This is a genomic window from Streptococcus sp. HJ1 (assembly GCF_052399005.1).
Taxonomy (GTDB): domain Bacteria; phylum Bacillota; class Bacilli; order Lactobacillales; family Streptococcaceae; genus Streptococcus.
Window position 1 is genome coordinate 282,266 of the sequence record NZ_CP199005.1, and the last position, 12,034, is coordinate 294,299.

Annotated in this window: 13 protein-coding genes; 12 read left to right on the forward strand and 1 reads right to left on the reverse strand. The window is 42.3% G+C overall.

Annotation, left to right across the window (positions count from 1 at the left end; all coding sequences use genetic code 11):
• Positions 1-134: 134 nt before the first annotated feature.
• The 8 genes from ACT17O_RS01430 to ACT17O_RS01465 all read left to right on the forward strand — a co-directional run bounded on the left by ACT17O_RS01430 (position 135) and on the right by ACT17O_RS01465 (position 7,084).
• Entirely contained in the window at positions 135-743 is a 609-nt protein-coding gene (locus ACT17O_RS01430; RefSeq protein ID WP_444817577.1) for a hypothetical protein, read from the forward strand.
• 141 nt (positions 744-884) lie between these two features.
• Complete coding sequence (locus ACT17O_RS01435; protein ID WP_000659757.1) at positions 885-1,580, forward strand: AzlC family ABC transporter permease; 696 nt, start codon at positions 885-887, stop codon at positions 1,578-1,580.
• Positions 1,570-1,893, forward strand: a complete 324-nt coding sequence (locus tag ACT17O_RS01440) for an AzlD domain-containing protein (RefSeq protein WP_061407499.1) — start codon at positions 1,570-1,572, stop codon at positions 1,891-1,893. The genes ACT17O_RS01435 and ACT17O_RS01440 overlap by 11 nt, the downstream gene beginning before the upstream one ends.
• A gap of 103 nt (positions 1,894-1,996) precedes the next feature.
• On the forward strand, positions 1,997-2,839 hold the full coding sequence (locus tag ACT17O_RS01445; RefSeq protein ID WP_444817578.1) for an amino acid ABC transporter substrate-binding protein: 843 nt from the start codon (positions 1,997-1,999) through the stop codon (positions 2,837-2,839).
• A 152-nt stretch (positions 2,840-2,991) separates the two neighbouring features.
• Positions 2,992-3,846, forward strand: a complete 855-nt coding sequence (locus ACT17O_RS01450) for a MetQ/NlpA family ABC transporter substrate-binding protein (protein ID WP_444817579.1) — start codon at positions 2,992-2,994, stop codon at positions 3,844-3,846.
• A 116-nt stretch (positions 3,847-3,962) separates the two neighbouring features.
• The gene (locus ACT17O_RS01455; protein ID WP_000231780.1) at positions 3,963-5,336 is read left to right on the forward strand and encodes a M20 family metallopeptidase; all 1,374 of its coding nucleotides are present in this window, start codon (positions 3,963-3,965) and stop codon (positions 5,334-5,336) included.
• Positions 5,329-6,390, forward strand: coding sequence for a methionine ABC transporter ATP-binding protein (locus ACT17O_RS01460; protein ID WP_061588581.1), 1,062 nt, complete (start codon positions 5,329-5,331; stop codon positions 6,388-6,390). Before ACT17O_RS01455 ends, ACT17O_RS01460 begins: the two co-directional genes overlap by 8 nt.
• Position 6,391: 1 nt before the next feature.
• On the forward strand, positions 6,392-7,084 hold the full coding sequence (locus ACT17O_RS01465; RefSeq protein ID WP_000137507.1) for a methionine ABC transporter permease: 693 nt from the start codon (positions 6,392-6,394) through the stop codon (positions 7,082-7,084).
• Between the two features lie 28 nt (positions 7,085-7,112).
• Here ACT17O_RS01465 and ACT17O_RS01470 read toward each other — a convergent pair whose 3' ends face one another.
• Positions 7,113-7,682, reverse strand: coding sequence for an MptD family putative ECF transporter S component (locus ACT17O_RS01470; RefSeq protein ID WP_444817580.1), 570 nt, complete (start codon positions 7,680-7,682; stop codon positions 7,113-7,115).
• A gap of 133 nt (positions 7,683-7,815) precedes the next feature.
• On the opposite strand from ACT17O_RS01470, the gene ACT17O_RS01475 reads away from it, so the two are divergent.
• From ACT17O_RS01475 to ACT17O_RS01490, 4 genes are read left to right on the forward strand one after another with little or no spacing between them, the layout of a single operon-like run.
• On the forward strand, positions 7,816-8,430 hold the full coding sequence (locus tag ACT17O_RS01475; RefSeq protein ID WP_444817581.1) for a YesL family protein: 615 nt from the start codon (positions 7,816-7,818) through the stop codon (positions 8,428-8,430).
• Positions 8,408-10,078, forward strand: a complete 1,671-nt coding sequence (locus ACT17O_RS01480) for a sensor histidine kinase (RefSeq protein WP_444817582.1) — start codon at positions 8,408-8,410, stop codon at positions 10,076-10,078. The genes ACT17O_RS01475 and ACT17O_RS01480 overlap by 23 nt, the downstream gene beginning before the upstream one ends.
• Before the next feature lie 11 nt (positions 10,079-10,089).
• Positions 10,090-11,376, forward strand: coding sequence for a response regulator transcription factor (locus ACT17O_RS01485; protein WP_444817583.1), 1,287 nt, complete (start codon positions 10,090-10,092; stop codon positions 11,374-11,376).
• Positions 11,377-11,434: 58 nt separating this feature from the next.
• Complete coding sequence (locus tag ACT17O_RS01490) at positions 11,435-11,968, forward strand: ABC transporter permease (protein ID WP_371641209.1); 534 nt, start codon at positions 11,435-11,437, stop codon at positions 11,966-11,968.
• Positions 11,969-12,034 lie beyond the last annotated feature (66 nt).

Genomic DNA, 12,034 nt, shown 5'->3' on the forward strand with positions numbered 1-12,034 from the left:
CTTTTTTATTTTGACTGTCTGTTACTAATTTTTGAGTAGTCCTTTGTTTCCTCCAAATTTAGAGAATAAGTCTCAAAATGTAATCGGAAAATCCAAAGTTTGTCAGTCTGAGACTTTTCTTGTATAGTAGAAATATGAAATTTACAAAAATAATCAGTAGTCTGCTTGCTCTTGGAGCTTTACTCATGCTTTTATCAGCTTGCCATAATATCAAAAAGACGCAACTGGTCTTGTTTGAATCCCTTTCTTTCGGTATGCCTGTTAAATCTTTTGAAAAAGTATTTGGAGAGGCTAGCCAAGTGGTGGAAGAAGAGGAAATGGCCTATCGCGATACTTGGCGTGCAGAAGATCTGTATTTCTATAAAACAGGTCGCCTTTTCTATGATTACGAAAATATTTCTTTGAAGGGCCATACAGGTCGAGTAAGATTCACATTTTCAAAGTCGCATCGCTTGGAGACAGTAGCGACTTATTTCCCCGTTTCCTCCAAAGCTGAGCAGAAAGCATTGCTCGATACCTTATCCCAGAATGTAAAAACTGAACTTGAAGCACTCCCAGATTACCAGTCCATGACCACTGATCCGGTAGGGCTATACGATGACGGTTACCGCTATAAAGTCAAGCTGAAAGGACAACAGTGGGAACTCTGGATCGATGTCTATCCGACAGAAGATGAATATGCTGAAAAAACTGAAGCCAACAAGTATATGATTCGAGTGGATCAATTTCTCATGTATCCATAAGCAGGTAAAATTTTTTTACAATGTTTACTAGCTCCAAGTTCCAAACTCTAAACTTTTTTCTCTTTTATGAATGTGTTATAATATTTCTTGCTGTGGCTGTGACCTTGAACAGCCTCAAACGAAGAAAATAAGAGGAAAAAGATGAAAGAAAAAGGATTTTGGGAAGGTGTTCAGGCTGCCATGCCGACTGCCCTTGGCTATGTTAGTATCGGTCTAGCTTGTGGGATTATCGGTGCGCCCTATGTGACACCTGTTGAGATGGGCCTGATGAGCCTCTTTGTTTATGCTGGGAGCGCCCAGTTTGCCATGTTGGCATTGATTGCGGTCCAAGCACCTGTAGCAGCCATTGCCATGACAGTCTTTTTAATCAATTTACGACTCTTTTTGCTGAGCTTGCATGCGTCGACCTATTTCCGTCATACCAGTCTCTGGCAAAATATCGGTATGTCTAGTCTCTTGACAGATGAGACTTACGGGGTTTTGATGGGAGAATTAGCCCATACAGACAAGGTCAATCCTATGTGGATGCATGGGAATAATCTCAACAGTTATGTAGCTTGGTTTGTTGGGACAGTTGTTGGGACAGCTCTAGGTGGTTTACTGCCAAATCCAGAAATCTTTGGCCTTGATTTTGCCCTTGTGGGAATGTTTATCGGGATTTTTGCTTCGCAGTTCCAGATTATGCAAAGACGGATTCCTGTCCGCAATCTGCTGAAAATCCTAGCAGTTGTTACGGTGTCTTTCTTTTTGCTCTTGACAGTGGTGTCTCAGTCTCTAGCTGTTCTATTTGCGACGCTACTTGGATGTACAATGGGGGTGGTCTTAGATGGTCAGTAAATATCTTTTGTTAGCCGTTATCTTTTCAGGCCTAGTGACTTGGATACCTCGTATGATTCCCTTCATCTTGGTTAAGTACAAGGGTTTGCCAGCTATCGTTGAGCGTTTTTTGAAATTTTTGCCTGTTTCCATCATCTTTGCCTTGATCCTTTCAAGTGTAGTGTCAGGTAAGATTGGGAGCCTACCTCAGATCAAGTGGCTGGACTTCTTGGCAGTTTTTCCAACGGCTTTTGTAGCCTTTCGCTACCGCAATCTAGTTGGCACGGTTCTCTTTGGAGTGGTCTTGATTGCAGTCTTGCGTTTGGTCTTTTAAATCAGTCATAAAGAAAACTTATCACAGAGATAGATATCATATAATGGCGTAAATTCCTTTTTTCTGTTAAGATAATACAGTATTCTATTTTGGAGGAAATGACATGAAAAAAATCGTTAAATATTCATCTCTTGCTGCCCTAGGGCTTGTTGCTGCAGGTGTACTAGCAGCGTGCTCAGGTGGTGAGAAGAAAGATGCAGCATCAGGTGAAGCAACATCTGGTAAAAAAGAAATCGTCGTAGCAACTAACGGTTCACCAAAACCATTTATCTATGAAGAAAATGGTGAATTGACTGGTTACGAGATTGAAGTGGTTCGTGCCATCTTTAAAGACTCTGACAAGTATGAAGTCAAGTTTGAAAAGACAGAATGGTCAGGGATTTTCCCAGGACTTGATAGTGATCGTTATCAAATGGCTGTTAACAACCTCAGCTATACCAAAGAACGTGCAGAAAAATACCTTTACGCAGCACCAACTGCTAAAAACCCTAACGTTCTCGTTGTGAAGAAAGACGACGATAGCATCAAATCTCTCGATGATATCGGTGGAAAATCTACTGAAGTTGTTCAAGGAACAACCTCAGCAAAACAATTGGAAGAATATAACAAACAACACGCAGACAATCCAACGGTTCTTAACTACACTAAGGCAGATTTCCAACAAATCATGTCTCGTTTGAGTGATGGCCAGTTTGACTACAAAATTTTTGATAAAATCGGTGTTGAGACAGTTATCAAAAACCAAGGTTTGGACAACTTGAAAGTCATCGAACTTCCAAGCGACCAACAACCTTACGTTTACCCACTCCTTGCTAAAGGTCAAGATGAGTTGAAATCATTTGTAGACAAACGTATCCAAGAACTCTACAAAGACGGAACTCTTGAAAAATTGTCTAAACAGTTCTTCGGAGACACTTATCTCCCAGCAGAAGCTGATATCAAATAAATTTGTAAATCATCCATTCTCTGGTAGATGGATGGTTTTCCATTCTGGAGGTATATAGTTTTAAACTATATGTCTGCCTATCTATTAACAATTTGTTAAATCAAACAATTTATGAGATACTGTTACAGTATTATTTTTAAGGAGAAAGAATCATGAAAATTAAAAAATGGCTCGGCGTAGCAGCTCTTGCTACAGTCGCAGGTTTGGCTCTTGCAGCTTGCGGAAATGCAGAAAAGAAAGCAGATAACGAAACAGTTATCAAAATTGCAACAGTTAACCGTAGCGGTTCTGAAGAAGCACGTTGGGATAAAATCCAAGAATTGGTTGAAAAAGATGGAATTAAATTGGCATTCACAGAGTTTACTGACTACTCTCAACCAAACAAGGCAACTGCTGACGGCGAAGTAGACTTGAACGCTTTCCAACACTACAACTTCTTGAACAACTGGAACAAAGAAAACGGGAAAGACCTTGTAGCGATTGCAGATACGTACATCTCACCAATCCGCCTTTACTCAGGTAAAAATGGAGAAGAAAACAAGTACACCAAAGTGGAAGAAATCCCAGATAACGGTGAAATTGCTGTACCAAACGATGCAACAAACGAAAGCCGTGCGCTTTACTTGCTTCAATCAGCTGGTTTGATCAAATTGGATGTTTCTGGAACTGCTCTAGCAACAGTTGCGAACATCAAAGAAAATCCAAAGAACTTGAAGATTACTGAATTGGACGCTAGCCAAACAGCTCGTTCATTGTCATCAGTTGACGCTGCCGTTGTAAACAATACCTTCGTTACAGAAGCAAAATTGGACTACAAGAAAGCACTCTTCAAAGAGCAAGCTGATGAAAACTCAAAACAATGGTACAACATCATCGTTGCGAAAAAAGATTGGGAATCATCACCTAAAGCTGATGCCATCAAGAAAATTATCGCGGCTTACCACACTGATGAAGTGAAAAAAGTTATCGAAGAAACATCAGACGGTTTGGACCAACCAGTTTGGTAATAAGACATAGGGAGGTGGGAGAGTTTCCACCTCTTGCTTTTGTATAGAGAGTTGATTTTAAAGAGGCACTTGTGGTCGTTCTGAAGACACAAGTAGGTAGTAGAAAGAGAGAGAAAATGGTTTTTCCTAGCGAACAAGAGCAGATTGAAAAATTTGAGAAGGATCATGTTGCCCAGCATTATTTTGAAGTCTTGCGCACCTTGATTTCCAAGAAATCAGTCTTTGCCCAACAGGTTGGACTCAAGGAGGTCGCAAACTATCTGGGTGAGATTTTCAAGCGTGTAGGGGCTGAAGTGGAGATTGATGAGAGCTATACGGCTCCCTTTGTCATGGCGCATTTCAAGAGTTCGCGTCCGGATGCCAAGACCTTGATCTTCTATAATCACTATGACACCGTGCCAGCGGATGGCGACCAGGTGTGGACAGAGGATCCTTTTACCCTTTCTGTGCGAAATGGCTTTATGTATGGGCGTGGGGTTGACGACGACAAAGGCCACATCACAGCTCGTTTGAGTGCTTTGAGAAAGTATATGCAGCACCATGATGACCTGCCTGTCAATATCAGCTTTATCATGGAGGGAGCAGAGGAGTCTGCTTCCATGGATCTAGATAAGTATTTAGAGAAACACGCAGACAAACTTCGTGGAGCGGACTTGCTAGTCTGGGAACAAGGAACCAAGAACGCCTTGGAACAGCTGGAAATCTCTGGCGGAAACAAGGGAATTGTAACCTTTGATGCTAAGGTGAAGAGTGCGGATGTGGATATCCACTCGAGTTATGGTGGTGTCGTGGAGTCAGCTCCATGGTATCTTATCCAGGCCTTAAGTAGCCTACGTGCAGCAGATGGACGTATCTTAGTAGAAGGCCTGTACGAGGATGTTCAAGAGCCAAATAAACGAGAGCTAGCCTTGGTGGATACTTACGCCCAACGCAATCCAGAGGAAATTAGTCGCATTTATGGTTTGGAATTACCTCTCTTACAAGAGGATCGTGCAGCCTTTCTAAAACGGTTCTTTTTCGAGCCAGCCCTTAATATCGAAGGGATTCAGTCAGGTTATCAAGGGCAAGGGGTTAAAACGATTTTGCCAGCAGAAGCCAGTGCTAAGTTAGAAGTTCGTTTGGTTCCTGGCTTAGAACCGCATGATGTTCTGGAAAAAATTCGGAAACAGCTAGACAAAAATGGCTTTGATAAGGTAGAATTATACTATACCTTGGGAGAGATGAGTTATCGAAGCGATATGAGCGCGCCGGCCATTCTCAATGTGATCGAGTTGGCCAAGAAATTCTATCCACAGGGCGTTTCAGTCTTGCCGACCACAGCGGGGACAGGACCTATGCATACGGTCTTTGATGCCTTAGAGGTACCCATGGTGGCCTTCGGTCTAGGAAATGCCAATAGCCGAGACCATGGTGGAGATGAAAACGTGCGAATCGCCGATTACTACACCCATATTGAATTAGTAGAGGAGCTGATTAGAAGCTATGAGTAGAGATATTATCAAGTTAGATCAGATCGATGTGACTTTTCACCAAAAGAAGAGAACCATCACAGCGGTCAAGGATGTGACCATTCACATCCAAGAAGGGGATATCTACGGAATCGTTGGATATTCTGGAGCAGGGAAATCAACCCTTGTACGGGTGATTAACCTCTTGCAAAAACCATCTGCAGGGAAAATCACCATTGATGACGATGTGATTTTTGACGGTAAGGTCACTTTGACGGCGGAGCAGTTACGTCGGAAACGTCAAGATATCGGGATGATTTTCCAACACTTTAATCTTATGAGCCAGAAAACGGCCGAGGAGAATGTGGCCTTTGCCCTTAAACATTCTGGACTCAGCAAGGAAGAAAAGAAAGCTAAAGTAGCCAAGTTGTTGGACTTGGTTGGCTTGGCGGATCGTGCTGAAAACTACCCTTCACAACTATCAGGAGGGCAAAAACAGCGTGTGGCTATTGCGCGTGCCTTGGCCAATGATCCAAAAATCTTGATTTCAGATGAGTCAACTTCTGCCCTTGACCCTAAGACAACCAAGCAGATTTTGGCCTTGTTGCAAGATTTGAACCAAAAATTAGGCTTGACTGTTGTCTTGATTACGCATGAAATGCAGATTGTCAAAGATATTGCTAACCGTGTGGCGGTCATGCAGGATGGCCGTTTGATTGAAGAGGGTAGTGTCCTTGAAATCTTCTCAGACCCTAAACAACCTTTGACCCAAGACTTCATCTCTACTGCAACAGGTATTGACGAAGCCATGGTTAAGATTGAGAAGCAAGAAATCGTAGAACATTTATCTGAGAATAGTATTTTAGTGCAGCTCAAGTATGCAGGGGCTTCGACAGACGAACCACTTTTGAATGAATTGTACAAGCGTTACCAAGTAACGGCCAATATCCTCTATGGAAATATCGAAATTCTCGATGGCACTCCTGTTGGAGAATTGGTGGTGGTCTTGTCAGGTGAAAAAGCAGCGCTAGTAGGTGCTCAAGATGCCATTCGTCAGGCTGGTGTGCAGTTAAAAGTATTGAAGGGAGGACAGTAAGATGACAGAGTTGATTCAAACTTATCTACCAAATGTCTATAAGATGGGCTGGGCTGGTCAGGCAGGCTGGGGAACAGCCATCTACCTAACCCTCTATATGACAGTTCTTTCCTTTATCATTGGAGGTTTCTTAGGACTAGTGGCAGGTCTTTTCCTCGTCTTGACAGCGCCAGGTGGTGTCTTGGAAAATAAGGTTATCTTTTGGATTTTAGACAAGATTACCTCTATTTTCCGTGCGGTTCCCTTTATTATCCTCTTGGCAATCATGTCGCCACTGTCTCACTTGATTGTCAAGACTAGTATCGGACCCAATGCAGCCCTTGTTCCACTTTCTTTTGCGGTCTTTGCCTTCTTTGCCCGTCAGGTGCAGGTTGTCTTGGCTGAGCTAGATGGTGGTGTTATTGAAGCGGCGCAGGCCAGTGGAGCGACTTTCTGGGATATCGTGGGTGTTTACCTATCAGAAGGTTTGCCAGATTTGATTCGTGTGACGACAGTGACCTTGATTTCCCTTGTTGGAGAAACAGCCATGGCGGGAGCGGTTGGTGCTGGTGGTATCGGTAACGTAGCCATCGCTTATGGCTTCAACCGTTACAATCACGATGTGACCATCTTGGCGACCATCATTATCATCTTGATTATCTTTACGATCCAGTTCTTGGGAGATTTCTTGACCAAGAAATTAAGTCATAAATAAAAAGAGCCGAAGGGCTCTTTTTTAGTGATTAGATCTTGTGTGTAAGCTTTTTACTAATAACTTGCCCAATAACAGCTCCCATCAAGGCACCTAGGAGGATGCTCGAAACAAAGAGAAGGATTTTGTCCAACTCTGGAGCGACCATGATACGGTCAATGTATTCTTGGGATTTCCCACGCGCAAGTAAGGTGGCCACGTAAGCATTGGGACGGATCCACATGAGGAGGATGGGACCACTTGTGCTAAAAGCAAAAACGAGGAAGGAGAGGGTGTTTTTGATTCGATCTTTGTAGTTTCCGAGACGAGCGATGGCATCTGCTGCAAGACCACAGGCGAGTCCTGGGAGAAAGGCACCAGCGCCATGTTTGCTCGCTAGGAAGAAAAGTGCCATAAAAAGTCCTAGAGTGGTGATAGCACCAAAACGAGGGACCTTCGTCAAAAGAAGCATGTAGACACTGCCACCGACAAGGGCAGCAAAGGCAGGTGCGTAGAACATATTACCTGTTTGGTCGACCAGGTGTCCTAGGAAGACTCCAATCCCTACACAGAGGAAATAAAGGACGACGGCTAAGAGGGTGGTTAAGATATTTTTCTTCATGAGAATCTCCTTGATGCGAATTAACAAAACCAATTGTATCACGCTTTTTGAGGATTGTAAATGGGAGTTCTATATTTTTGAAAACGCTTGAAATATGATATAATAGTTACATCGTTAGTTTAAGGAGAGTAGCATGGGAAAGTTTCTAGAATTCGTCTTTAATCGTATCTTTTTGGGAATGATTGCGACGGCTTATTTCTGGCTATTAACACTAGCAGGAGGAGTGATCTTTGGTTTGGCCCCAGCTAGTGCTACCCTGATGAGTTTGTATGCGGAGCATGGTTATACCTATCGAGCCTACCATTTGAAGGAAGCTTGGGAATTGTATAAGAGCAATTTTGTCAAGAGTAATCTGGCTTTCTATAGTTTCGTGTTTGTGGATCTTGTCCTAGTTTATGGTTTGTATCTTCTAGTTCAATTGCCCCACCAGACGATTTTCCACCTCTTGGCGACCGTTCTCAATGTCCTTGTAGTTGCTCTTGTCTTTCTAGCCTATACTGTGTCCTTGAAACTTCAGGTGTACTTTGATTTATCCTACCAAAATACCTTGAAACTGTCCCTTATCGGGATTTTTATGAGCTTACCTGCGATTGCCAAGGTTTTACTCGGGTCCGCTCTCATTTTAGGAGTTGGTTATTATATGCCTGCCTTGCTCTTTTTTGTAGGAATTGGAATGTGGCATTTCTTTATCAGTGATATGTTGGAACCTATTTATGAAAGTATCCATGAAAAATTGGCGACAAAATAGAATGAAGCAGTTTTGGCTTCACTCTCTTTTACGGATTTATAGTTTGGTTATGATCGTGGTCATTGCCAGTTTTGCGATTATGCTATCGTATGCTGACTGGGACTCGCGTGAGAAGGAGGCCCAACGGGTTGCAGAACGTGTGACCACTCGGACAGTGAGTGAAGTGGAATACTATCACAGAGAGTCAACCCGACTTGCTCAGTCTTTGGTTGAAAATCAGGCCCGCATCGAAGGAATTTACAAGTATTTCAGTCTCAGCACACCAGACTACTTCTATTGGCAATTAGAGCGTAAAACTTCGCCTTATATCTCTGTTTCTCTGTATGAAAATATTGATGATCTCTATGTTCGGAATGATTTTGTGACTGGAGTGGCTATTGTTCTTCAGGACTACAAGGAAGTCTATGTTTCGACTAGAGAAAAACGCAGTGGAGAGAAAATTCCTGCGGAGGATTTTAAGCCAACAGCCAATAGTTTTGCCATTCCTGTTTCCGATCCTGTGTCTGACAAGGATTTAGGAGTGATTTATATCTCCCTATCCCCAGATGTTTTACATGGCGCTATTGACAATACAAGGGGCCATATCCCAATGGCTGTAACAGTAACTTCGCCTTTTGAGACTGAGATGTTCCATATTGGGGAGAAGGTCTCAGCCGAGCGAGAAAACTGGTTTGTAGGTGTCACCTCTCACGGTTATCAGGTTCGAGTTGCTGTTCCTAAAAATTTTGTTCTTACAGGAACTTTGACGAGTTCAGCTGTCATTATTGGGCTAAGTATTCTCTTTATCATCATTTTGTACGTGACCCTTAGACAGACTTTTTCAAATTACCAAAAGCAGGTCGTAGACCTAGTAGATTCGATCGAGGTGATTGCTCAAGGGGAAGAAGGCCTTCGAATCGATACCTCTGAAAAAGACCAAGAGTTGCTTCTCATTGCAGAAACAACCAATGATATGTTGAATCGCCTGGAAAAAAATATCCATGATATCTATCAACTAGAGCTCAGCCAAAAAGATGCCAATATGCGAGCCCTGCAGGCTCAAATCAATCCTCACTTTATGTACAATACTCTAGAGTTTTTACGGATGTATGCCGTCATGCAAAGTCAGGATGAACTGGCAGATATTATCTATGAATTTAGCAGCTTGTTACGCAACAATATCTCTGACGAGCGGGAAACGACCTTGAAGCAGGAGTTGGAATTTTGCCGAAAATATAGCTATCTCTGTATGGTGCGTTATCCTAAATCCATTGCCTATGGTTTCAAGATTGCACCAGAATTGGAAGAAATGAGGATTCCAAAATTTACACTCCAACCATTAGTAGAAAACTACTTTGCCCATGGTGTTGACCATCGCAGAACGGATAATGTCATCAGTATCAAAGCCTTGAAGGGCCAAGGCTTCGTTGAAATCCTAGTGGAAGACAATGGTCGGGGAATGCCCGCTGAGAAACTAGCTAGCTTGCAAGAAAAATTAGCTCAGCGAAGTTTTGAACACGAGGCAAGCTATAGTGGAGAGCGGCAATCAATTGGAATAGTAAATGTACACGAACGCTTTGTTCTCTACTTTGGGGATCGCTACCAAATCAGTGTAGAGTCAGCTGAGCAAGAGGGGGTTCGTTACCATATCACTATCCAGGATGAATAGAAAGGGTAGAAATGTATAAAGTTTTATTAGTAGACGATGAGTACATGGTGACAGAGGGGCTCAAGCGATTAATCCCCTTTGAAAAATGGGATATGCAAGTCGTCGCAACAGCTAATCACGCAGATGATGCTTTGGACTATGTTAAGAAAAATCCAGTAGATGTGGTCATTTCCGATGTCAACATGCCAGATAAGACCGGACTTGAGATGATTAGGGAAATGAAAGAGCTACTTCCAGATACCTATTATATCTTGCTGTCTGGTTATCAGGAGTTTGACTACGTCAAAAAAGCCATGAACCTTAGTGTCGTGGATTATCTGGTCAAGCCAGTAGACAAGGTGGAGTTGGGCAATTTATTAGAAAAGATTGCGCAGCAGCTTCAGGAAAAGGTGGAGCAAAGTCAGACCCTCAGTCAAGAATTGGATGAGACAGGATTTACGAACTACCTGTCAGGTAAAGACAGCTGGTGGATTGGTCTATCCAAGGAAAAGCAGGGGTCTTTTACCATTCCTTACTATGTTTTGGGGCAAGACTGGCAGATTTTCATCTCTGATCAACCGCTAGATGGCATCGTCGTGACACCATTTGAAGCACCCTACCAGCAGTCCTTTGAGAATTGGAAGATCAACGCTGAAAAAGCCCTCTTCTACGGTTCTGTTAATCTAGAAAAATCCGAAAGTTTGTTTGCTTATTACGAGCCGATTTATCGGGTGATTATCCAAGGGAATATCAATCAAATCATCGAGGAATTAACCCTGCTAGAGAAGATCGTTTTGAAGAATACCCCGCGCGTGGCTATCACGAAGCAGCTCTTTACCCAGTTTGTCATGGATGTCTTTCATTTATTTGAACACCTAAAAGCAGATGATATGACCGAGATAGTCAAAGCTATCCATGCCATTAACACCTTTGAAGAATTGGTTGCCTATATCAAAGAAACCTTGACCAAGTTCTTTGGCCAGTACCGCATGAATGAAAATGTGGTGAGCGTGCTGGAGGTGATTGGGCGTGATTATCAGAAAGAGCTCTCACTTAAGGATATTAGCAAGGATCTCTTTATCAATCCTGTCTATCTCGGTCAGCTGATCAAGAGGGAAACCAACTCAACCTTTGCGGAATTGCTCAATAAACAGCGAATTAAGGCAGCGCAGCAACTCTTACTTTCGACCAGTGATAGTATCGAAGATATTTGCTATGCAGTTGGCTACAGTAATGTTGGATATTTCTACAAGGTTTTCCGTAAATTGTGCGGAAAATCACCGAAAGCTTATCGGAAACAAGTTGAAACTAGCTTGTAAAAGTTGTATTCCTGTACAAAAAATGCTATAATGTTCAAAATATCTTATGGAGGAAAATATGAAAAAGAATCCTATTTATCTTTGGGTTTTGTTAGTCCTATCAGCCCTCATTTCATCTATGTCATTATTTGGAATCTTGAGTCCATTGCCAAGTAAAGATGTGCTTCGTGCTAGCCTGGCGAATAGCGGGACGCTTACTGCTCAGCAATTAGAAGACACAGTCAACTATACTTACCAAGTAACAGCGTCATCGCACTCTATTTTTAATACGTTGTTGATTGTCTTATCTGCAATTTTAGTTGTAGTAGCCTTTGTATTTCTCCTACGTAAAAATGTGCAATTCGCAAACTATGCTTATATTGGCTATGTTCTACTAGCGATTGTTGGTTTGGTTTATAGCTATATGAACGTTCAAGATGCGGTTCAATTAATCAAAGATTCTACCCTCGGCCTAGGAATGGGAGCATTTGCACAAGGAACGAATATTTTGTTCATCATTATCAATGTTCTCTTTTTAGCCTTAGTCTTTTACAAGATGTGGCGCCAACAAAAAGATTTGGCCGAAGAAGTCGAAGCAGAAGAAGTTGCCTAAGTATTGACAAAAAAGAACTATCAAGTTACAATCTTGGTAGTTCTTTTTAAATCGTAAACAAAAAAT